Below are 23,452 nucleotides of genomic sequence, written 5' to 3' on the forward strand. Positions count from 1 at the left end.
ATATCATAGATAAGTGAAAAAAAAGAGAAAGATAACATGAATTTTTTGTGAAAGAGCTCTTAGCATTTTCTTAAGTTAAAAAAAGAAGCTGGAAAGGAAGATAAAAAGGCTTTATGATAAAGGTAAATAAAAAAGAAGAGGTGCGCTATGTTTAAGAAAATAACATGGTATGTCTACGCATTAATTAGTGGGTATTTATTACTGCGTTTATTTACAGGGGTTAGTAGGTATGATCTAGCAGGGTTTGGTACGGGGATTTATTTTCTTTGTTTGATTGGTTTTGTATTATACACCAAATGGCTATCACAAAAAGAAGAAAGAAGTTGGTTTGTCTACCCATCCATCTTTTTAGGTGTCATAGTTCTTATCTTCCTTATTTTTTTCATTGCTTTAAATAATAGTTACAAGTAAAAATAACCTAATCATCGTATTTAGGTTATTTTTTTTTAACAGGGAACTTTTTTCATGATTTATTCCTCTAATTAGTATATAGAGAAGGGGGTCACACTTAGTGGTATCAAACAAACGATTGGTCAAGCGTGCTCAAAAGGGTGACAATGAAGCTTTTGTTCGCCTGATTAAAGAATACGAAAACGTCCTGTACGGTACAGCGTATAATATTCTGAAAAACGATGATGATGTGGCAGATGTGTTACAGAACACGATTCTTATTGCTTATGAAAAGCTAGGAACATTGAAGGAGCCCAGTTATTTTAATACTTGGATTTGCCGAATTATGATTCACGAATGTTATAGCTGGATTAATCAGGCAGAAAAAAATGTATTAGAAACACGGGAGAGTCACGATTGTCAGAATGATTTGGCATACATTGAGTTTCTAGATTTAATTCATGCCCTAGATGAAAAGCATCAAGTTACACTGATTTTATTTTATTATTCTCGTTTTAAGATTAAAGAAATTAGTGAGATACTAGGCATATCAGAAGGAACAGTTAAATCTAGGTTATCAAGAGCCAAAGAACAATTGAAGCACTATTTAATAGAGGAGACAGGAGGCGTATATCGTGAAACAAGCCATTGATAAAGAAATAGAAAAAAGACTAAAGCATACACCGGACATGTCAAAGGAAACCAGGATAACGTTGGATAAGACCTACCAAAGTATGTTGAAGGAACCCCTGGTAGAAAGACCCATCAAGAAAATGAAGAGATGGTCATTACCTACAGCGTTGGTGGTTATCCCATTATTGTTTGTCATTTTCACGAATAAACAAGTGTTGGGAGCCATTAATGAAATGTTAGGCTTTACATCTAGTTGGCGTCAAGATGTTTCTACTGATTTATGGAAAGGCAATGATTCAAGTGTCACAGCAAATGATGTCACCGTCACTGTGACGAAAGTATTAAGCACGAGACAATCCTTTGCCTTTGATTATGAAATAATGTTTCAAGAGGGAACAAAGGTTGATAAAGTAGACTTTATGAATATGTCATTCAGAGTGAAAAATGGAGACGGGACTTATGTTTTTGAATCACTCAATGACTTATCAGACTATGTTAATTATCCCACACAATTAGGGTTTGAAAAGATGGATACAAGCTTTGAGAAGAGTGAAGAGAGTCATACATTAAAGGGAAATCAAACGTTTATTGGAGCGACTGAATACACGTGGGGAGATGAGGGACTTCTTAATGCAAAAACAGGACAATTTCCTCAATTAAAAGGCGCCATCATCGAGATTGATGAACTGTATGTTGGGAGAGGAGATGGCAAAGAAGCAAAAACAATAAAAGGCCCTTGGCATATCCCAGTAGAGAGCGTTCAAAAAGAAGACGAGGTCATACAAATGGTGGGGACAAACGAAACAGGGGATATCAGGTTGAATGAGTCCTTTTTAACCTCAACCTACTTATATGTTTCGTTTGATGTCCCATCCTTAATGAATGAAGAATTAGAACTGATTCATTTTTATGTTCTTGATAATAAAGGACGGACCTATCGTACGGATAGCTTTCATCTAGACAACCAGACAATCAGAGGGTATTTACCTATTACAACGAACGGTCATGACGTATCTGATTTAAAATTAGTTGTGACACAAGGTAAGGATGAAGCGGTTATTGGAGAGGTGAGGTTAAAGGACGTAGAAAAATAAAGACAATGCAGGCGACGGGTAATTAGTTCTTACTCATCGCTTGCTTTTTTTCTTAGATAGAGACCGTTGGCAGTCACAATTCTTTCTAACAAATGGAGAAACGCTTGATTATTGGTGTGGACATTTAAATGGCACGCACCACAAAAAAGAAAGGTCTCTTGCTTAGGTAAAAGAATCAGTGAGCTGTAAAATTCATGTAGACTACCTAGTAACACTTCGTCTAGGACGTGAATATCTTCTAGTGTGTTATTTATCTTTAAAATATGAGGGGATTCTAAATCAGTGTAAGAGGAAGAATCAATATACACCTCTGTCTGGTACCCTAAAAGAGTCATAATGGTACGTCGAAACTGTTCAGTATAGCGTTCACGGTTTTGACGCCATTTAATATTTGTTGCACTATGATCGTGGTCAAATTCATAAAAATAAATCTCGCTGAACGTCATGGGTTCAGGTAAGTAATCAATAATGTATTCAGTGAGGGTACAGGTGATCTCTTCTTCTGTGTAATGGGTTAAAAAATAGTCTTCTTTGTAAAGTAAATCAGCGATATCTGGCGTTGTTTTACCATTTAAAAAACCATAGGCAAGCTGGTAATCGTTCATAATGGTTCCTCCTTAATTCGTCCATTGATAGGCGTAACGTTCGCCGTTAGCTATAGGTAATTGTATGACACCTTTGAATAAAAAATCATTTGCTAATATGACACGTTGCATGCTGTGATTCACAGGATGCGTATCAATTCTAATATCCTTATAGCCTTGTCGTTTACCGATTTGAAGCAGAAGGGTTAAAAAGAGTTTAGCGTAGCCTTTCCCATTTTCTTCTGGGGCGATAGCAAATCTGTGAATCGAAAGATAAGGTATTTCTTTTTTCTCCCAGGCTCCGAACGTGATGGTATCATAGGCAGTTTCAGGTATATCCGTCATTACTGCTGTTCCTAACAAGGTGTCTTCTATCAAGAAGACGTAAAGACGCTGGTTTAAGATATGAGTCCGTATTTCTTCTTCTTGTGGACCATCTTTTCCAGACCATTGGGGTGATCCGGATAGAGTAAGTTGTTGCTGACTTTGTTTTAACAGTGCCATCACCGCAGTTATATCCTCTAAGGTGCCTTTTCTAACGTTAAGTGTCATATGACGTCTCCTTTGCTATAATAGTTAGTATAAGTTAATGACAGTTTATCATGTTCAAAGAGGAAATACTTGATAAAAAGAAGAAAGGGCTGGACTGGATGTACGATAAACTAGTGGATATTATGACGATGTACTATCAAGGATTAAATTTGTTTCCTTATTGGACTGATGAGAGTGTATCGCAATGGGAGAAGGACTGTTTTCGTCTGTTTCACAGTGTGACAGAAGATACGAGTGAGATTGATTTTTTTAAAGGATTAATGAAAGTGAGTGGGACGTTAAACGATGGTCATACCTTAATTTTTTTACCGAGAAATAAGCAAAATAGGCTGCATCCACCCTGTTCTTTTAGAGTTATCCAGGATGAATTAGTCATGGAACATTCTTTAGACATGTATCATTCTTATTGCTTTAAAGGGATTAAAACCATTAACGGTGAAGCTAGTGGATTATTTATCCAAAAAATCAGCGAACATTATTGGAAAAATAGCATTAATCTCTCTCTCCATTATTATCAGCAAGACAGTTGTTTTTGGACGCCAGAATTGAGCTATAGAATTGTCTTAAACACGGGGGAAACAGTGGTGCTACCTTTCACCACGGAGACGATTAACCAAACTGGGACGCCAATAATTGGTGACGTGTGGTGTGAGGAAGAGGGAATCACTCTTCAAAAAATTGGAAATAAAGCACTCGTCACGTTGCCCCATTTTATGTCTGATAGAATCGTAGATAATTTTTACGCTTATGTGAACGATTTATCACGATGTGAAGAGATTATATTCGATGTTCGTGGAAATGTAGGTGGCAATTCTGATTATGCGAATCAATTAACGCAATCTTTATACAACGGGGCTTACGACATTGAAAAAGTATACCAACAAGTGAGTGACGGTGAAACGTACGCCTCTGCAACCATGCTGTTTTATACATCTGGATCTAAGTCAATATCTTAGACACATTTTTGTAGAGACAATTAAGCCATTCTAATTTTTTCTTGTATTTCAAATTCATGTGGTGTTAAATAGTTAATCGAACTATGGATTCGATTACGGTTATAAAACCCTTCAATATAACTAAATAAGGCTTGATTCGCTTCTTCAAAATCTAAATAGCTTGTTGTGTAAACTTCTTCTTTCTTCAATGAAGCATGAAATGATTCAATCCCTGCGTTATCATAAGGCGTTCCTTTACGACTATAGGAATGTCTTATTTTATTTGTTGTTAACCATTCTTCATATTCTGAGGAGGTATATTGGCTGCCTAAATCAGTATGTAGAATCATTCCTTCTGGAATGTCATAACGCTGTTTAGCTTGATTTAAAGTCTTTAAAACACAATCTACTGTCATACGTTTTGAAAAAGTATAGCTAATAATTTTTTGGTATGTAAATCCATAATCGAAGATAGGTAACACCAACCATTTTTCTTTGTTGGAATGTAGGTGATATCAGCTACCACTTTTCACAGATATTTTTAGTAGAGAAGTTTTGATTTAAAATATTTTCTTTTGAAATAATTTGTTTATTAGATAATTGAGGTCTATATTTCTTGACAACAATTGATTTTAAACTTAATTGTTTCATTAATTTTTGGACATGTTTAAGCGATACTGAAATTCCTTCTTTTAACATCATTTGATGTATTTTAGTTGCGCCATAACGCTGTTTACTATCAAAAAAGATGGTTGAAATTTTCTTTTTTAATTTGTTATTTCTAATTTCTGTAGCTGTCAGAGATTTATTTTTATAAAAATAATAGACGCTTCTAGGGATTTCTAATAAACGGCACAACAAAGAAACAGTGTGTTTGGTACACCATCTTTCAATAAATTGAACAATTGACTTTAGATTTTTCGAGAGAATATGGCAGCGGCTTTTTTTAAGATTTCTAATTCCTCCTTTAAACGGGTATTTTCTTTCCTTAATTCCGCTGTTTCTTTTCCAGTCAATCCCGTGGATTGATTTGGTACATATAAATTTTTCGATTTATAAATAGTTGCTTCAGATATGCCATATTCTTTCGCTAAACCACGAACTGAACGTCCAGTTTGATTAAGTTCTACAATCATTCGTTTAAAATCTTCTTCGTATCGGGTCATAAAAAATCATCCTCTCGTAGATAAGTTTAATATATTTCTGTCTCTACGAAAAGTTGTCTAGGATTTGATACTAACACCAAATTGGAGATACGAAAGAATAGTTCCAATATTAGAAAATATGACTAAACAAAGAAATAAATTTCATGCCCATAATGATTCTAAATATTTTAATAACCCTGATTTGATTTCAGAAGACTATCCAATTACCTATAAAGATATGGAAAAAAGTTTCTGTAAGTAATCTTGATGACTGGGAAAATACACTTGAAATAGTTAGGAAAGGTAATAATTACAATAGTTTAAGAGTTGATATTGCTAAAATAGTATTCAAAAATCAAGAAACTCTAGGAAAAATAATTGAAGAGATTAAGAAAGAACCTAGTCATAAAATGCTAGTTGAAGAAATTGAGAGTACCCTGAATAAACATGGTTTTGATTCATATCGAACACTTAGACTGTAAAGTTTAACATCACATTACATATCAAAAAAACCACATGAAACGAAAAATCTCATGTGGTTTAAACATTTAAACTATAAAGGTATTTTAAAAGTTATCATGATGCTAAGTAAAACTATAGGTAAAGCATTATTAACAAAGTGAGCTAATATAGGGATTTCCAGCTTATTTGTTTTTTTGTAAACCAATGCATAAATGATAGCAGGTATAAAATATTGTAAAAAGAAAGCTAAATGAAATGTACCACCTAAAATATCAGGTAGTATGTGTGGTAAAGAGAATAAAAAAGCTTGAATAAGTAGTCCTATAATATTTTTATTGAATATTTTTTGATAAATTATTCCCCTAAAAATTATTTCTTCGAATAATGGGGCTGTCAAAAGAACCAAACTTACAGGTATAAATCCTTTTGAAATATCTGATAGAATAGCTTCTTGATTTTGTGAATTATCAGTTATATTAAATAAAGCCTTTGTAACAACGTTGATAACAAAAATAGCAATAGGTGTCATAAATACATACTTAATATCTGATTTTGTTAAATTACTTTTCAAATTTAATTTAGTTGATATGAATAAGAAACAACTGATTAAAAAAATGAAAAATAAAGCAAGTAATGAAGTGTTTAATATGTTTGGAGATAGCTCTATTGTTATGTACGCTGATAATAGAGTTCCTGATTGGCTCATTACAAAAAGAAAAATAGCTAAAAGAAACAACTTGATTTTATTCATATAAACCTCCTTTAGAAAATCATTATACCATACTAAATTAAGTGAATTTACATCACAACCCACATCAAAAAACCACATGAGAACAAAACTCTCATGTGGTTCCTTTTATATCAACGTAAGTCTTTTAAAGAATTTACATCATACCGCCCATCATTGATGGGTCCATGCCTGGCATAGGAGGCATATCTGGAGCAGGTCGGTCAGCAATAACACCTTCTGTTGTAAGAAGTAGAGCTGCGACACTCGCTGCATTTTGTAGAGCTGAACGGGTTACTTTAGTTGGATCCACGATACCAGCTTCAATCATGTTTACCCATTGGTTTGATTTAGCATCGTAACCAATGCCTGCGTCTGCTTGTTTTAATTTGTCAACAATGACAGACCCTTCCATGCCAGCATTTTCTGAGATTTGACGAACAGGTTCTTCTAAAGCACGTAGGACAATGCTAACACCTGTTGCTTCATCGCCTTCAGCTTCAATGCTTTTTAGTGAATCTAAGACATTAACAAAGGCAGTACCACCACCAGGGACAATCCCTTCTTCAACGGCAGCACGTGTTGCATTTAAAGCATCTTCAATGCGTAATTTTAATTCTTTTAATTCTGTTTCAGTTGCTGCTCCGACTTTAACAACTGCCACACCACCAGCTAATTTAGCTAGACGTTCTTGTAATTTTTCGCGGTCAAAATCAGACGTTGTTTCGCTGATTTGAGAACGGATTAGACCGATACGGTTGTCAATGGCTTCTTTGTTTCCGCCACCTTCAACAATGACTGTATTGTCTTTATCGATAACCACTTTGCTAGCTGTACCTAAGGCTTCGATGGTTGTATCTTTTAAATCTAGTCCAAGTTCTTCAGTAATCACTGTTGCACCCGTTAAGGTTGCGATATCTTGTAACATTTCTTTACGACGGTCACCAAAGCCAGGAGCTTTAACAGCGGCCACGTTGAATGTTCCGCGGATTTTATTTAATACAAGAGTTGGTAGAGCTTCGCCATCTACATCATCAGCAATGATTAATAATGGGCGACCTTGTTGTAGAATTTGTTCTAATAACGGTAAAATATCTTGAATGTTAGAGATTTTTTTATCCGTAATTAATAAGTAGGGGCTCTCTAAAACGGCTTCCATTTTATCGTTGTCAGTTACCATGTATTGAGATAAATAACCACGATCAAATTGCATTCCTTCAACCACATCTAATTCTGTTTCAATCCCTTTAGATTCTTCGATTGTAATAACGCCGTCGTTTCCGACTTTATCCATAGCCTCAGAAATTAACTCACCAATCGTATCACTACCAGATGATACAGCAGCAACTTGTGCAATGGCTTCTTTAGAGTTAACTGGTTGAGATAATTCGTGTAACGCTTCAACTGCTTGTTTTGTCGCTAATTCAATCCCACGACGAATCCCAATTGGGTTGGCACCAGCAGTGACGTTTTTAAGGCCTTCACGAACGATGGCTTGCGTTAAAACAGTCGCTGTGGTTGTTCCATCTCCTGCGATGTCGTTTGTCTTAGAGGCTACTTCAGCAACTAATTGAGCACCCATGTTTTCAAAACGATCTTCAAGTTCCACTTCTTTAGCAATAGTAACCCCGTCATTGGTAATTAAAGGAGAACCAAATGATTTGTCTAAAACAACATTACGTCCTTTTGGTCCTAATGTTACTTTTACAATATCAGCTAATGTATCCACACCACGCATCATAGAGGCGCGTGCGTCTTCAGAAAATTTAATATCTTTTGCCATTATGTCATTCCACCCTTTTTATTTTATTGAACGATTGCGATAATATCTTTTTCATGTACGATTAAATAATCTTTTCCGTTGTAAGTGACTTCTTGTCCTGCATATTTTTCAAACATGACTGTCTGCCCAACTTCAACAGCAACAGGTAGTGTTGTCCCGTTTTCAAGGGTACGTCCATCACCAGTAGCGATAACTTCACCTGTTTGAGATTTTTCTTTAGAAGCAGCAGTTAGAATAAGTCCACCAACTGATGTTTCCTCAACTTCTTTAACGTCAATAATGACACGATCTCCTAATGGTTTTAACAATGAATATCCCTCCATAATATAATTAATTTTTTAGCACTCAACATTATCAAGTGCTAACTCACTCTTATATAATAACGAGTTTCGTTTGTTTATGCAAGAAAAATGATAGAGCTTCTTCTTTTTGTCAAGATGTGGGTGTGTTACTCTATAGAAAGAAAGAAAGAAAGGAAGGATCACGATGACTCTTAAGAAGAATACAGTGTACACCCTCTTTTTTTATTTATGCACTTTAATGAGCCGTTCCTTTTTTATGTTGGTTGGTTTAAGTACTAAAGGGGGATTGAATCTAGCGGCACTGAGTTACTTAGTCGGAGCGATTCTTTTATTGAAGGTGTACCAAATAACAGAAAAAGAAGACGCACCATTAACAGACAAGAAGGACTGGATAAGAGTGGGTGGATATGGCATAAGTGGGATTGTTTTAGCACTATTGTTGCAACTGGTGTTACTTAAATTAGAACAAATGATAGGGTACTCAAATAGTACGTCACCCAATACTGAAGCCATTGTCCTTTTAGTTAAGACGTCCCCTTGGTTCATCTTAGCAGTAACTGTCGCAGGACCTATTATGGAAGAATTAGTCTTTCGGTTTAGCTTGCTTCACCTGTTTCAACAAAAATTGCCTTGGCTAATGAGTGCGTTACTAAGTTCTGTTATGTTTGCGCTGCTTCATCAGGATGGCCATTACTTCCTCTATACAGGTTTAGGCTTTTTCTTTTGTTGGTTGTACCGACAAACCCAAACCATCGCAACATCGATGATTGTTCATATCGGCATGAATAGCATTGTGATGTTAATTCAATTGTCACACATATAAAAAAGCACAGACTAACAAAGTCTGTGCTCGTTTTTATTCACCTTTATAATGATTTAAGAAATAAATCAGTGTTTGCATCTCATTAGTTAAATCAACGTTTTGAATTTGAACAGATTCTGGTACGTTTAAGCGAACCGGAGTAAAGTTCATAATGCCTTTAACCCCTGCTTCAACTAAAAGTTCAGCGTTTTCTTGTGCTACGGCAGTTGGTACTGTTAAAATCGCCACTTCGATGTGTTGTTCTCTAACTTGATCTACCATATCATTGGCAGAATAGACAGGAACGCCTTCTAAGATATGTCCCACGATATCTTGATTGACATCGAAGGCAGCACTAATACGAATGCTGTCACTTTGGTGGAATTTGTAGTTTAGTAAAGCATGTCCTAAGTTACCGACACCAATTAGAGCAACGTTGGTTAATTTGTCTTCGTTTAATGTTTTTGCAAAGAAATTCATTAAGCTTTCTACATCATAACCGTAGCCACGTTTGCCTAGTTCTCCAAAATAAGAGAAATCTCGTCTAATAGTTGCACTGTCAACTTTCACTGCTTCACTTAATTCAGTAGACGATACTTTCGTTTTACCTGAATCAAATAAAAATTTTAAATATCTATAATAAAGCGGTAGCCTTTTTGCTGTCGCTTTAGGAATAGTCGCCTCTTTCATTTATAAAATCCCCTTTACTTATTTAACTAAATAACCCTTAACAAGTTATAAACTTCACTTTAATAGAATACCGTTAGTACCTGATAAAAGCAATTTATACGCCTAGCTTGAACAAAGAGTCACGTTACTTTTTTCTATTTATTACCGAAATGTGATAAACTGTTTTCAGAATATAAAAGGTGGACATCAAAATGATATTACTACAAGCAAATCACGTGGCCAGATTATTTGGTGACGAGGTGTTATTTGATAACATACAATTGGAAGTACAAGATAACAGTCGCATCGCTTTGGTTGGGCGTAATGGTGTTGGTAAATCAACGCTATTAAAGATGCTAGCTGGAGTTGAAGAACCAGATAAAGGAACCATTACAAAAACAAAAGAGTTAACATTAGGTTATTTAGAACAACACACAGGGTTAGAGTCGTCAAAAACCATTTGGGATGAAATGATGACAGTCTATGCTCCTTTAAAAAAAATGGAGAAACGTATTGAAGAATTAACCGTTCTTATTTCAGAAGAAACGATTCAACAAGATAAGGAAAGGTACGAACAAGTCTTAAATGAATACGATAGCCTGCAACACACATTTGGTGACATGAATGGTTATGGTTACGAGTCAGAACTGAAATCAGTGTTACATGGTTTTCGATTCACAGATGAGTTTTATGACCGAGAAATTAGTACACTTTCTGGGGGACAAAAGACACGTTTAGCTTTAGCTAAATTACTGTTAGAAAAACCAGATTTACTTATTTTGGATGAGCCCACGAACCATTTGGACATTGATACATTAGACTGGTTAGAAGGGTATCTTCAAGGATACCGTGGGGCCTTATTGATGGTATCCCATGACCGTTATTTCTTGGACAAGATTGTCAAAGAAGTGTATGAGATTAGTCATCACAAATCTTACCGTTATAAAGGAAATTATAGTAAGTATTTGGCGTTGAAAGAAGAGCGTTTAGAACAAGAGTGGAAAGAGTTTGAGAAACAACAAGTTGAGATTAATAAATTAGAGGATTTCGTGGCTCGAAATATTGTGAGAGCCTCAACAACGAAAAGAGCTCAAAGTAGACGGAAACAATTGGATAAAATGACGCGCATTGAGCGCCCACAAGGAGATGAAAAATCTGCTCATTTCTTATTTGGTGTGGAGCGACCATCAGGGAAAGATGTGTTAGAGATTACGAATGGGGCCATTGGTTATGATGATACAGTGTTGTGTGAACCTGTTACGTTTTCAATGAAGCGACAAGAAGCAATCGCATTAGTCGGACCAAACGGAGTAGGTAAATCAACCTTATTGAAATCTATTATTGGAGATATCCCATTTGTTAAGGGAGAGTCTCAATTAGGGCATCACGTAGAGGTGGGGTATTACGATCAAGAACAAGCCCAATTGCATTCTACAAGAACGGTGTTAGAGGAATTATGGAACGAACACCGTACGGTACCAGAAAAGGAAATTAGAACCGTATTAGGCAGTTTTTTATTTTCAGGTGAAGATGTCCAAAAAACCATTCCATTGCTGAGTGGGGGAGAAAAAGCACGGGTGGCACTGGCTAAATTGTCCATGAAGCAAGATAACTTCTTGATACTAGATGAGCCGACCAACCATTTGGATATTGACAGTAAAGAAGTTCTAGAAAATGCCTTAATTGATTATGAAGGGACTATTTTGTTTGTGTCCCATGATAGGTACTTTATCAACCGAATTGCCACAAGCGTTGTGGAATTATCAGAAGCAGGTAGCAAATTGTATCATGGTAATTATGATTATTACCTAGAAAAAAAATTCGAAGAAGAACAAGTCAAAGCGTTGACCGAGCAAGCAGAACAACAGATAGATAGTTCTGTCACAGATACTAAAAGACATTTTGAAATGGATAAGAAACGTCAGAGAGAGCTACGAAGCTTGGAGCGACAAGTGGAGAGTCTAGAGGAAGCACTAAGTGTGATCGAGGTAACCATTAACGACATTCAACGGGACATGGAGCAGCCGAAGAACTTAGAGGATCATGTGATCTTACAACAATTAAACGATACATTAAACGAGGCTTACGATAAACAAGAACAGTTGTATGAAGAATGGGAAACGGCCTCTTTAATGATAGAAGAATTTTAAAAAAAACGCCTGGATTGCGTCATAGCAATTCAGGCGTTTTTGTGAGATTATTTTTGTTTTTTTTCATAACGGGTAAATAAAATCAAAGCAAGCGTTGAAAACAGGACAGGACCTGCCGCTTGCCAAAGAGTTTCGCTCCATACAGCCCCCTCAGGTCTAAACAAGGGTTCTACTAGGGTAAATAGAATAGCAAAACCAGTCACACCAACCACTATAATGGTTGCTGTAAGATACTGTGCTTTGTTTTTGTATAAGGTAAAAGAATGATCAATGTCTTGTTTGCGTCGAAAGGCAGGAAAAGCACTCGCCATAAAGACATAAGGAATTGCCGTAGCAATATTTGACATCAAGGTTAAAATGTTATAAAAATTCTGAGCCCCACGACCACCAAAGGCCACAATGAAAATAATGAAGACAACCAAACCACATTGAACCCACATAGCGAACTCAGGCATATCGTTGTGATTTTTCTTAACAAAACGCTCAGGCCATAAACCTTTTGGTGTTCCTTCGATAATGGCTTTAAGTGGTGAATAGATTAAGGTGAAAAAAGCACCTAGATAGGCTAGAAACATGCTTAACCCTGTAAAACGAGCAAACCAATGTCCCACAGTAATCGCTGTAGCTTCAGATAAATTAATAGCTTTACCAAATTCAAACCCTAAATTATTCATCAACACGTAAGTAATATTACCTAAGTTAACAGAATCCCCACCTAAGACAGATTGCCAGTTAGTTGAGATTCCCCAAAGAAAAATTGTCACAGCATAACCAACAGAAATGATTAAAGCAGAGAGGATGATAGCTCTAGGAAATGTTTTTTCTGCGTTTTCCGTTTTATCTACTAATCCCCCAACGGCTTCAAGCCCGCCATAAGCGAAGACAGCAAAAACCAAGAAAGAAACCACTGATAGTGGGGTGTTAAACATAGGACTTGGCGATTTAATAAAGGATGCTGCTCCTTCGATGGGTTGTGCTAATTGCCCGCCATTCCCGATTAAAATAACCGCACTGGCAATAAGTAGAATAACATTTAGGGACATAACAGCCACACCACCAACTGTGGTAATTTTGGTTATTTGGTCCAAACCTTTGGCGGCAAAGAAAGTTACCACTAACATAAATAGAATGGCTAACATACTAACAGTTTGGGTGGAGTTCAACTGTAAGAACGACCAAGTTCCAGTGTTGTCATACCCTGAGAACGTTGTTGACAAGGTAATGAATACTTTGTTAGCAATCGTTACCATCCAAATAATATAAGAGGTATACCACATGAAGGTACCAACAAAAGCATATTTGGCACCAATGGATTTTTCCATCCATGTGTACATGCCTCCTGTTTCATGTTTGAAGGCTGAGCCATACTCTGCCATCATTAATGCAAAGGGAATAAAGAATAAAAGAGCCGCAAGGACGTACCAAATAATAGCACCATACCCCATGCGGTAGAATGCAACAGGAGCATTCCCAAAACCAAAAACAGATGTAAAAATCATTAATACTAAACTAAACAGACTTAGCTTTTTAGTTTGCTTGGACATACAATTCCTCCTAAAGGATGTTTTATTTATAATATCTTATTAATGGTATCAAAGAACTGGCCAAAACTAGCAAAAAAACAGTAAAATGAGATATTTTTTACTGTTTTCTAGCTGTTTGTTTATTAAACTGTTAGGTAGTTATGGCTGTAGTCTTAATTAGCCCGTAATACTCTCATGAAAGGCGTTAGTTAAAGTGATCAATCGCTTCTGTAAATTCAAGAAGGGTTTCTTCTTCGGTTTCTTTTTCACGTTGTTCTTCTAAGAATTTTTTTACTTCCAAATTATGAGGATTAATCATACTAAGAGCCCACGCGGCGGTACCACGAATCATTGGACGTGGATCGTGTTCCACGCATTGAAGTAGATTGGGTACAGATGATTTATCTCGAGCATTAGCTAGGGCGATAATAGCGTTTCGTTGTATCGGTTTTTTCCCACGCCATGAACCAGCGAGGTAACCAAACTGTTCTTTGAATGCTTTGTTAGAAATAGTCAAAAGAGGTTTCAGTAAAGGTTGTACGACTTCTGGGTCTGGTTCCATTTCTTCATGGAAGTGAGAATCTTTTCCTTTATTGAACGGGCATACTTCCTGACAGATATCGCACCCGTAAATAATGGTTCTGATTTTGGGGCGGTATTCTTTTGGCATGTAGCCTTTGGTCTGAGTTTGATAAGAGAGGCAACGCTGAGCATTCATCCGACCATCGCCTAGTAGAGCTGAGGTGGGACAAAAATCGATACATTTCGTACATTCTCCGCATTGATTCTCCATGGGTGTATCAGGTTCAAAAGGGATATTGGTGATAATCTCCCCTAAATAAACATAAGAACCAAATTCTTCTGTAATTAGTAAGCCATTTTTCCCGATGAAACCTAGGCCCGCTCGTTGGGCAACAGCAACATCAATTAATTCTCCTGTATCTACCATAGGTTTAAAGGTGATGGTGTCGTCGGATTCACAAGTTTCCTCTATGTAGGTAATAAGTTTTTCCAGTCTATCTCTCAAGATATTATGATAATCAATCCCCCAAGAGGCTCTCGCAAAGCGTCCTCTTTTTTCTCCTCGAATGGATTTAGCTCGAGTAGACATACGAGAAGGGTAAGCTAGAGCAATTGAAATAATCGATTTGGGTTGATCAAAAATTAAGTCAGGATATAACCGTTCATCAATAACAGGATGTTCGAATCCAGTTGTATGACCTTTTTCTTTTTGTTCTTCTAGACTATCCTTTAAGTGATCAAACGGCTCAGCAGAAGCAAAGCCGATTTTATCAATGCCTATTTCTTTACTTGCTGTAATAATTTGTTGTTTCAGTTCCGTGTACATAGGTAACCTCCTAAATAAAGAGTGATGGTTTTCAAGTATTTTCTCTCCTTTAACGAATATTATAAAAAAGGAGTTGAAGATGATGTTGATGGCACATAATAGTGACAAGCAATGGGAAGACTTAAGTCGTTTAACTAAATCAGAGATAGAAGGGCTGAAAAAAGAACAATGGTATTGTCCAACGTGTCAGTCGAAAGTGGTCATCAAAAATGGCCCCCATCAAATGAGCCACTTTTCTCATTGGTCAAAGGACGTGTGTGAGGCTTTTTCTGACAATGAATCACAGGCTCACTTACTAGGTAAGGAAAAAATTATGTCTAACGCTGTACGATTCGGTTACGAGGCGCAATTAGAAGCCTATTTACCTGAATTAAAGCAGCGGCCAGATGTATTAATTTCTCCTAACTTAGCCATAGAAGTACAATGTAGCGCCTTGAATGAAGCTCGTCTGAAAGAAAGAACGAGTCACTATCAGACTCACGGCTATCAGGTCATCTGGTTGCTAGGCCCCACGCTACATCTCAAGCATAGGATGAGGGATCTACATAAGCAGGTCGCTCAGACTACGTTGAACCTAGGTTGCCATTTGTATGAATATCATATTGACGCTTCAGAAATTCATTTACTATATGGTATCACAGAACATGATTCGAGATTGTATTTTAAGCGAAAAATTTGGTCGCTCACTGAGAGTTCCTTGCTTGAGATAGTCACAGCGAAGGTCAAAAAGAAAACAGTGGCCTACAAGAGCCCGATTTTAGAGGATTATGAAGAACAGTCTGTAGTAAAGTGTCAAAAGAAACTCAGGCACCAACAAAAAGAGATGATGACGTTGCAATCCTTTTTATATGAGCATCACTTGAATGTGTTGTCATTACCTAGGATGTTATTATATCCCACCATGTATCACCCGACTTTAGGCTGTCATGAGATAATCCTTCGTTATTATGTTTGTGCTTATTTTAGTGAGCATGACACCGGGACTATCAAGGATATTTTGTTTTATATCAAGGAACAGTCCACATTAGATGGTGTCGTTTTGGATGACTATGGTCACACCCAGGACTGCATGACGTATAGCGTTATTGTCTATGTCTCTTGTTTATTGGAACATCACAGATTAGCGAGTAGGTTGTCCGATATGGGAGAGAAGGTCTTTTTTTTAGTAAAAACACCGATTGACCAGACAAAAATTGAGCGAGAAATCCTCTGGTTACCATTAAAATATGATATGATAATTAAGTAGAAGATTAGAAGGGGGTTATTAGATTATGAGTGAAACAAAACAATTACCAAATCGCTCGGATTTACCAGAAGAACTGACATGGGACTTAAGTCCACTGTTTAAAGATGATGCAGCCTTTGATACGGCTTTTGAGGCGTTAAAAGAGGAGTTATCATTAGCGACAAATTATGTAGGAACATTGAAGGATGGGGCGTCAGCTTTCTTAAAAGCCATTGAATACACATTATCAGTGTATCGCCAAATTGAAAGTTTATATGTCTACGCTCATTTGAAGAATGACCAAGACACTGGTAACACAACTTATCAAGGCTTGTACGCTCGTGCTAGCTCATTAGCAGCACAAGCAGGAGAAGCGGTTGCTTTCTTCCAACCTGAGTTGTTAACCTTAACAGATGAGGACATTGAGGCTTATTTTGAAGAAGAAGAAGCATTAGCTGTGTACCGTTATTTTATTAAACAAATGACAGATAACCGCAAACATGTTTTATCTGCAAAAGAAGAAGCTTTATTAGCTGGAGCAGCTGAGATTTTTGATGCATCAAGCAATACGTTCTCTGTGTTAAATAATGCTGACTTAGTGTTTCCAACTGTTAAAGACGACAATGGAGATAAAGTAGAACTATCAAGTGGTGTGTATGGTCAATTAATTGAAAGTACGAACCGCGAAGTGCGTGAGGAAGCATTTAAGGGATTATACAGTGTGTACGAACAATTTAGAAACACCTTTGCAAGCACCTTAACATCTCATGTCAAAAAACATAATTATCAAGCGAAGATTAGAAATTATTCATCGGCACGAGAAGCGTCACTAAGCAACAACCATATTCCAGAATCAGTGTATGACACGTTGTTAGATGTTGTAGATACTCATCTGCCTTTATTACATCGTTATGTGGCATTACGTAAAAAATTATTGGCTGTGGATACGTTACACATGTATGACATGTATACACCTATTTTAGGGGATGCTCCAATTCGTTATTCTTACGACGAAGCCAAAGAAAAATCATTAGAAGGCTTAGCACCTTTAGGTGAAGAGTACTTAGCAATTGTTAAAGAAGCATACGCAGATAGATGGATTGATGTTGTAGAAAATAAAGGCAAACGAAGTGGTGCTTATTCTTCAGGAAGCTATGACTCAAAACCTTATATTTTATTAAACTGGCACGAAAGCCTAAACCATTTATATACTTTAGTACATGAAATGGGACACAGTGTTCACAGTTACTATACTCGTAAAACACAACCTTACGTTTATGGAGATTATTCAATCTTCTTAGCTGAGATTGCCTCAACAACAAATGAAAACTTGTTAACAGAGTACCTATTAGAAACTGAAAAAGATCCTCACGTGCGTGCGTTTATTTTAAATCATTATTTAGATGGCGTAAAAGGAACCATCTTCCGTCAAACACAATTTGCTGAATTCGAGCATTTTATTCACACAGAAGATGCTAAAGGCGTGCCGTTAACAAGTGATTACTTAAGTGATTACTATGGTAATTTAAATGCGAAATATTACGGAGACTCTGTTGAGAGAGACCCTGAAATTGCTTTTGAGTGGAGCCGTATCCCTCATTTTTATTACAACTATTATGTATACCAATATGCTACTGGCTTCTCAGCAGCGTCGGCGTTATCACAAAAAATATTAAACAATGAGCCAAATGCCTTAGAAAATTATATTAATTTCCTAAAAGCTGGAAGCAGTGATTACCCAATAGAAGTGATTAAAAAAGCGGGCGTAGATATGACGCAACCGACTTATATTGAGGATACAATGGTACTATTTGAAGAGCGCCTTAATGAATTAGAAGCGTTAATCGAAAAATTATAAAGAAAAATGCCAAGCTGATTAGCTTGGCATTTTTTAATTATGTAATTGGTTTTTAAAGTTAAAACGATTTACTTTATGTTTGTAATCTGTTTTTAGTAACGCTTGAATGTCACCTTGGGAAATGTTATCAGTCACAAGGACACCAAAGTCTCTATCAGAATGATAATTAAAAATAACAGCATCTGAAAACCGTTCGATATTCATTTCATGTGACATTTGTTGATCGAGTTTAAAGAAATCTACGACTAATTTTGTCTGGCGATCAGCTTTAAAATCCTCTACATTAGCACCGATATCTGATAGGATATCTAGGACTAAATCGTTTGAATAGGTTTTACCTAGATTGCCAACTTGTTGTTGTAAGGACAAAATAAATTTACGGCTTAAATGCCTACCCTGTAATTGTACGGTCTTAACATCTAAGCAAGCGGAATAAATCGCATTGTTTAAATCGTTACGATAATCCAAGTCTTTCTGTGGAAGATGGTGTTGAACGATATAATGTTGAAGTACTTTTGGATTCAAAATAGGAATCAATCGAAAATGCACCTTCTCTTTTTCATTAGATATTAATGTTAAAAATTTCTTTTCAGTCTCTAGACAATATTTACCTAATGGATTGACAAAAAGATAAATTTCAGTCAAACTTCTCGCCTCCTTCAATACCACCTAATCTGTCGTTCATTTATAATTTAACAGATATACCATTAATTATAAAGTAATAGGCTTGTGAAAATAAACGTGTTAGTTATTTTTTTGAGCCATCATCCGAGCAATCTTTTTTGCTGTAGGCACACGTTTCAAGTGATGTGTGGTTAAAAATGTGTCAAAATACTCTTTACCAATAGAGGCATCTGCTACTTCCATTTCTAATTCATAATCTGTTTTACCAAAATAATGGCTTTCATCTAAAACCATCAAAATATCATCACGCAATTGATATTCTTGTCGATAGGTAGTCAAAGCACCGATGTTCATGAGTTGATCTATTGGAATGTGTTCCTCTTTTAATTTTTTTTCAACCAGGCTATCTTTTGGAAAGGACAGAGTCAAAGTAGGTGTTATTTCGGGATCCATAGAAGGCAATACATCTGTATATTCCAGATAAGCATCTTCATTCTCTGTGGGCCATTTTAAGGTTAATTCTGTTTTGTCTTTCAACAAACGTAAGCGTAATCCGGCTTTTTTAAGTTTCAAATCCTGTGTATGCGTATCAAAATAGACGTTTGTTTGGTTGATACACCGCGTTAAGTTATCTTTAAAAAGATGGGTTAAGTGATCGTATTCTGACGCTTTTAATAAATTTTTGTATTCTATTTCTAATTCAGTTGTCATTATTGCACCTCTATTAGACATTCTAAAAAAAATGTCTAGTAAAGTCAATTTTTATAATTGTTGGTGCGACTAACTTTTTAAAGTCAGTTATGATAAAATGTAAACTGATGTTGAAAGATAAGGCGGCGATGAATGATGACAGATAGAAATTGGGATCTTTTTTTAGCACCATACGAACAAGCAGTAGCTGAGCTTAAAGTTAAATTAAGAAGTATTCGACAACAGTATAAAGAGCAAGATTTACATGCTCCTGTTGAGTTTGTGACAGGTCGAGTAAAACCGAAAGAAAGCATTATCACCAAATCAAAGATCCGAGGAATGGATATGAACCATTTGGAGTCTGAAATGCATGACATTGCCGGTTTAAGAATCATGTGCCAGTTCGTTGAAGATATTTATGAGGTAGTTGAATTATTAAGGAAACGAACAGATTTTAAAATTATTGAGGAAAGAGATTACATTTCTCATAAAAAGGACAGTGGTTATCGGTCGTATCATATTGCCATAGAATATCCGGTCCAATTGATTTCTGGGGAAAAACGTATTTTTGTTGAAATCCAAATTAGAACCTTATCCATGAACTTTTGGGCGACGATCGAACACTCTTTGAATTACAAGTATCAAGGAGAGTTTCCTGAAGAAATTAATAAGCGATTAGAACTGACAGCTGAGGCTGCTTACTTACTTGATGAAGAGATGTCTAAAATTAGAAATGAAATCCAAGAAGCGCAACACATGTTTTCATATAGAAGACCTCGGCCTGATACCCCTAATAGGAAAGAAGGACGAGAGGCAAAGGAGAGGAAGGGTGAGTTGTGAGAATAGCAGTAATTACAAATGACGTGGTAAAATCTAAAAAAGTAGCCACAGAATTAATAACAAAACTTGAGGCCGCTAATTTTATTGTCACAGCAGAAGACCCTAATTTAGTCATTACAGTGGGTGGAGATGGTACTCTGCTAAATGGCTTTCACGCATACGAAGACGCTTTAGATAAGGTGATTTTTATCGGTGTCCATACGGGACATTTAGGTTTTTATACAGATTGGCGAGATTATGAAATAGAGTCATTGGTTGATAGCTTGAAAAATGAACCCTTGCAGAGTGTCTCATACCCGCTATTAGACGTCTGCATGAGTCAGCATGGTAAACATGACAAAACGAAATTTCTAGCACTGAACGAATCGACGATTAAGAACATTCACCGGACGATGGTGGCAGATGTTTATATTAAAGAGGATTGTTTTGAGAAATTCCGTGGAGATGGCTTATCGGTTTCCACACCAACAGGCTCTACGGCGTACAGTAAAAGTTTAGGTGGGGCGGTAATTCATCCAAGAGTTAATGCTTTACAATTAAACGAGGTAGCCTCCATTAATAACCGGGTTTACCGGTCCTTAGGCTCACCTGTTATTATTGCGCCAGATGAATGGATTCGAATCGCAGTGAAAAGTGGGGAAGACTACCAATTACACGTGGATAATCAAGTCCATAATTTTGATGATTTAAAAGATGTTACTTATAAAATTTCTGAGAAACGCATCCATTTTGCTTACTACCGCCATACTCATTTTTGGCACAGAGTGAATGACGCCTTTATTGGTGGATGGGGTAGAGAGGATTAACAGTATATGGAATTTATATGGTCTGTGACCGAGGAAAAAACCTTGTTACGTACTTTTTTAAAAGAGCAAGGGATGTCAAAAAAGTTATTAGCTAAAGTAAAGTTTCATGGAGGTCAACTATTAGTTAATGGTGAAGAACAAACCGTGCGCCAATTTGTGGTGGCTGGTGATGAGGTAACGGTTATTATTCCTGATGAAGGGGAACATGAGACGTTAATACCTTATAAAAGTGATATCGATATTGTCTTTGAGGATGACCATTTACTTGTGGTGAATAAACCAAGTGGTGTGGCGTCTATTCCGTCTCAGTATCACAAAGAGGATACTATGGCTCATAGGGTGAAGTATTACTACAACCAACAAGGCTACGCGAACCGAGTCATTCATGTGGTGACCCGGTTAGATCGAGACACGACAGGGTTGATGTTATTTGCTAAGCATGGTTTTTCTCATGCTATGATGGATCGTCAATTACGAAGTAAGGAATTAAAAAAATTCTATGTGGCTCTTGTTTCAGGTGATATTTCCTCATTACCAAAAGAAGACGTTATACGATTACCTATTGGTCGAGACGTGACGTCCCTTGTAAAGAGACAAGTCATTGAAACCGGTCAAATGGGAATCACTGAATACACCATTAAAAATAGCCACGATGATATTGCTAGTGTAGGTATCCAGCTACATACTGGTCGCACACATCAAATTAGAGTTCATTTTTCAGCGATAGGTTACCCTTTACTTGGGGATAGCATGTACGGGGGAGAGATGGACCGGGGGATTGAGCGTCAAGCGCTCCACTGTGAGCGATTAGAATTGCGTCATCCTTTTACAAATGAACCATTAGAATTAAGGCAAGAAATACCAAACGATATGAAGCGATTGGTAGTGCCAATAGATTAGGGGGAGTCTTATTGAGTGACATCATAGATATGGATAGACAGATGGATTTGTTGAGACAGCTTCTTGAAGACGAGAAGATGTCTCAATTTAGAACACTATGGTTGGATTGGCATTTATACGATCAAGGCCAATTTTATCTAACTTTAGATAAAGAGTTGAGAGATAGATTATATACGTATCTTTCACCAAAAGAAATGGCAGATATGTTAGATGTGGTGGAAGAAGACCATCAAGACATCAAAGAATACATTGCCGAAATGCATCCAGAATACGTGGCGAGCATTCTGACGGAGATGTTTACCGATAATGCCGTGGATATATTAAGTCAATTAGAGAAAAAAGATATCCGTAAGTACTTAAGTTTGATGGATGTTGATACTGCAAGAGAACTAAAAGAGTTGCTGCATTATGAAGATAAAACAGCAGGGTCTATCATGGCTACTGAATATGTGTCGATTTACGCCAATCAGACGGTGCAATCTGCACTAGCTATTTTGAAAGAAGAAGCCAAAGAAGCTGAAATTATTTATTACGTGTATGTGGTAAGTAAAGACAATAAATTGGTTGGGGTTCTGTCTTTAAGGGATTTGATTGTGAGTGATTACGATGAAATGATCTCAGACGTGATGAGTGAACGTATTATGTTTGTGGACGTAGATGACGATCAACAAGATGTGGCTCAGGTCTTTAGAGATTATGATTTACTAGCTATTCCCGTGACAGATTATAATCAACAACTCGTTGGTATTATCACAGTCGATGATATCATTGATGTGATTGATGATGAAGCGACAAGTGATTATTCTGGATTAGCTGGGGTTGATGTGGATGATATGACAGAGTCTCCAATCAAAGCGGCAAGCAAACGTCTTCCGTGGTTGATTACGTTACTATTTTTAGGGATGTCAACGGCGACGTTAATTAGTAATTATGAAGAGTTAATTAGTGAAGCAAGCATATTAGCTGTATTTATTTCCTTAATTACAGGAACGGCTGGTAATGCTGGGACGCAATCTCTAGCCGTAGCGGTTAGGCGACTAGCTGTGACAGATGAAGAGAACATCAATATTAGCCGCTTAGTGTTAACGGAAGTTCTAACGGGTCTGTTAACTGGTTTTGTCACAGGGGTCGTTATCTTCTTAGTTGTTGGTGTCTGGAAGCAGAACTTTATTTTAGGTTTTGTGATTGGGGTAGCCATGATGTGTGCGATTACGGTAGCTAATTTGGCGGGAAGTATCATCCCGATGTTGATGGAAAAACTAGGGTTTGATCCGGCTGTTGCGAGTGGTCCATTCATTACAACACTTAGTGATTTAACCAGTGTGCTTATTTATTTTAATATCGCTAAATTGTTCCTATCATTCTTTACAGGGACGCAATAAGACACAGGACTATTTATGGTCTTGTGTT

Annotated in this window: 22 protein-coding genes and 1 pseudogene; 12 read left to right on the forward strand and 11 right to left on the reverse strand. The window is 36.7% G+C overall.

Annotated elements, in window-relative coordinates:
* Nucleotides 1-147 precede the first annotated feature (147 nt).
* The 3 genes from ACVWM0_RS01275 (at nt 148) to ACVWM0_RS01285 (ending at nt 2,117) form a co-directional block, all read left to right on the forward strand.
* Entirely contained in the window at nt 148-411 is a 264-nt protein-coding gene (locus tag ACVWM0_RS01275) for a hypothetical protein (protein ID WP_476472848.1), read from the forward strand.
* 100 nt (nt 412-511) lie between these two features.
* Nucleotides 512-1,042: an RNA polymerase sigma factor gene (locus ACVWM0_RS01280; protein ID WP_476472849.1), complete on the forward strand. Its 531-nt coding sequence runs from the start codon at nt 512-514 to the stop codon at nt 1,040-1,042.
* Nucleotides 1,026-2,117 carry a hypothetical protein gene (locus ACVWM0_RS01285; RefSeq protein ID WP_476472850.1) on the forward strand — a complete coding sequence of 364 codons (1,092 nt, stop codon included), beginning with the start codon at nt 1,026-1,028 and terminating at the stop codon, nt 2,115-2,117. Before ACVWM0_RS01280 ends, ACVWM0_RS01285 begins: the two co-directional genes overlap by 17 nt.
* A 29-nt stretch (nt 2,118-2,146) precedes the next feature.
* Here ACVWM0_RS01285 and ACVWM0_RS01290 read toward each other — a convergent pair whose 3' ends face one another.
* On the reverse strand, nt 2,147-2,722 hold the full coding sequence (locus tag ACVWM0_RS01290) for a hypothetical protein (protein ID WP_476472851.1): 576 nt from the start codon (nt 2,720-2,722) through the stop codon (nt 2,147-2,149).
* Nucleotides 2,723-2,734: 12 nt separating this feature from the next.
* Nucleotides 2,735-3,253: a GNAT family N-acetyltransferase gene (locus ACVWM0_RS01295; RefSeq protein ID WP_476472852.1), complete on the reverse strand. Its 519-nt coding sequence runs from the start codon at nt 3,251-3,253 to the stop codon at nt 2,735-2,737.
* Between the two features lie 98 nt (nt 3,254-3,351).
* On the opposite strand from ACVWM0_RS01295, the gene ACVWM0_RS01300 reads away from it, so the two are divergent.
* Nucleotides 3,352-4,209, forward strand: a complete 858-nt coding sequence (locus ACVWM0_RS01300; RefSeq protein WP_476472853.1) for a S41 family peptidase — start codon at nt 3,352-3,354, stop codon at nt 4,207-4,209.
* A gap of 20 nt (nt 4,210-4,229) precedes the next feature.
* On the opposite strand, the pseudogene ACVWM0_RS01305 reads toward ACVWM0_RS01300, so the two are convergent.
* From ACVWM0_RS01305 to groES, 4 genes and pseudogenes are all read right to left on the reverse strand, one after another.
* Nucleotides 4,230-5,354: pseudogene (locus tag ACVWM0_RS01305) on the reverse strand (IS3 family transposase).
* Nucleotides 5,355-5,886: 532 nt separating this feature from the next.
* Entirely contained in the window at nt 5,887-6,546 is a 660-nt protein-coding gene (locus ACVWM0_RS01310) for a lysostaphin resistance A-like protein (RefSeq protein WP_476472854.1), read from the reverse strand.
* A 133-nt stretch (nt 6,547-6,679) separates the two neighbouring features.
* Nucleotides 6,680-8,305 (reverse strand): chaperonin GroEL, encoded by a 1,626-nt coding sequence (groL, locus tag ACVWM0_RS01315; protein ID WP_476472855.1) that lies wholly within the window; start codon nt 8,303-8,305, stop codon nt 6,680-6,682.
* Between the two features lie 23 nt (nt 8,306-8,328).
* Nucleotides 8,329-8,613: a co-chaperone GroES gene (gene groES / locus ACVWM0_RS01320; protein ID WP_476472856.1), complete on the reverse strand. Its 285-nt coding sequence runs from the start codon at nt 8,611-8,613 to the stop codon at nt 8,329-8,331.
* 178 nt (nt 8,614-8,791) lie between these two features.
* Between groES and ACVWM0_RS01325 the strand changes: the two genes are divergently transcribed.
* The gene (locus ACVWM0_RS01325; RefSeq protein ID WP_476472857.1) at nt 8,792-9,430 is read left to right on the forward strand and encodes a lysostaphin resistance A-like protein; all 639 of its coding nucleotides are present in this window, start codon (nt 8,792-8,794) and stop codon (nt 9,428-9,430) included.
* 33 nt (nt 9,431-9,463) lie between these two features.
* Here ACVWM0_RS01325 and ACVWM0_RS01330 read toward each other — a convergent pair whose 3' ends face one another.
* A complete protein-coding gene (locus ACVWM0_RS01330; protein ID WP_476472858.1) occupies nt 9,464-10,099 on the reverse strand; it encodes a redox-sensing transcriptional repressor Rex in 636 nt (211 codons plus the stop codon).
* 191 nt (nt 10,100-10,290) lie between these two features.
* Between ACVWM0_RS01330 and ACVWM0_RS01335 the strand changes: the two genes are divergently transcribed.
* Complete coding sequence (locus tag ACVWM0_RS01335) at nt 10,291-12,228, forward strand: ABC-F family ATP-binding cassette domain-containing protein (protein WP_476472859.1); 1,938 nt, start codon at nt 10,291-10,293, stop codon at nt 12,226-12,228.
* 47 nt (nt 12,229-12,275) lie between these two features.
* Here ACVWM0_RS01335 and yjeM read toward each other — a convergent pair whose 3' ends face one another.
* Together yjeM and queG are read right to left on the reverse strand one after the other, a co-directional pair.
* Nucleotides 12,276-13,772: a glutamate/gamma-aminobutyrate family transporter YjeM gene (gene yjeM / locus ACVWM0_RS01340; protein WP_476472860.1), complete on the reverse strand. Its 1,497-nt coding sequence runs from the start codon at nt 13,770-13,772 to the stop codon at nt 12,276-12,278.
* Between the two features lie 184 nt (nt 13,773-13,956).
* Nucleotides 13,957-15,099 carry a tRNA epoxyqueuosine(34) reductase QueG gene (gene queG, locus ACVWM0_RS01345; protein ID WP_476472861.1) on the reverse strand — a complete coding sequence of 381 codons (1,143 nt, stop codon included), beginning with the start codon at nt 15,097-15,099 and terminating at the stop codon, nt 13,957-13,959.
* Between the two features lie 79 nt (nt 15,100-15,178).
* Here queG and ACVWM0_RS01350 point away from each other — a divergent pair, with 79 nt between their 5' ends.
* Nucleotides 15,179-16,345, forward strand: coding sequence for a competence protein CoiA (locus ACVWM0_RS01350; RefSeq protein ID WP_476472862.1), 1,167 nt, complete (start codon nt 15,179-15,181; stop codon nt 16,343-16,345).
* 25 nt (nt 16,346-16,370) lie between these two features.
* Entirely contained in the window at nt 16,371-18,182 is a 1,812-nt protein-coding gene (gene pepF / locus ACVWM0_RS01355; protein ID WP_476472863.1) for an oligoendopeptidase F, read from the forward strand.
* Nucleotides 18,183-18,215: 33 nt separating this feature from the next.
* Here pepF and ACVWM0_RS01360 read toward each other — a convergent pair whose 3' ends face one another.
* Both ACVWM0_RS01360 and ACVWM0_RS01365 read right to left on the reverse strand, forming a co-directional pair.
* Nucleotides 18,216-18,827, reverse strand: a complete 612-nt coding sequence (locus tag ACVWM0_RS01360) for a DsbA family protein (protein ID WP_476472864.1) — start codon at nt 18,825-18,827, stop codon at nt 18,216-18,218.
* A gap of 99 nt (nt 18,828-18,926) precedes the next feature.
* Nucleotides 18,927-19,517, reverse strand: coding sequence for a CYTH domain-containing protein (locus ACVWM0_RS01365; protein WP_476472865.1), 591 nt, complete (start codon nt 19,515-19,517; stop codon nt 18,927-18,929).
* Nucleotides 19,518-19,652: 135 nt separating this feature from the next.
* Here ACVWM0_RS01365 and yjbM point away from each other — a divergent pair, with 135 nt between their 5' ends.
* Genes yjbM through mgtE form a run of 4 tightly spaced genes read left to right on the forward strand, consistent with a single transcriptional unit; the run spans nt 19,653 to nt 23,424 of the window.
* Nucleotides 19,653-20,336, forward strand: coding sequence for a GTP diphosphokinase (yjbM, locus tag ACVWM0_RS01370; RefSeq protein WP_476473631.1), 684 nt, complete (start codon nt 19,653-19,655; stop codon nt 20,334-20,336).
* The gene (locus tag ACVWM0_RS01375) at nt 20,333-21,142 is read left to right on the forward strand and encodes an NAD kinase (RefSeq protein WP_476472866.1); all 810 of its coding nucleotides are present in this window, start codon (nt 20,333-20,335) and stop codon (nt 21,140-21,142) included. Before yjbM ends, ACVWM0_RS01375 begins: the two co-directional genes overlap by 4 nt.
* Nucleotides 21,143-21,148: 6 nt before the next feature.
* Nucleotides 21,149-22,042 carry an RluA family pseudouridine synthase gene (locus tag ACVWM0_RS01380; protein WP_476472867.1) on the forward strand — a complete coding sequence of 298 codons (894 nt, stop codon included), beginning with the start codon at nt 21,149-21,151 and terminating at the stop codon, nt 22,040-22,042.
* Nucleotides 22,043-22,071: 29 nt separating this feature from the next.
* Nucleotides 22,072-23,424 carry a magnesium transporter gene (gene mgtE, locus ACVWM0_RS01385; protein WP_476473632.1) on the forward strand — a complete coding sequence of 451 codons (1,353 nt, stop codon included), beginning with the start codon at nt 22,072-22,074 and terminating at the stop codon, nt 23,422-23,424.
* Nucleotides 23,425-23,452: the final 28 nt, after the last annotated feature.

This window comes from Vagococcus sp. 211 (genome assembly GCF_056322705.1).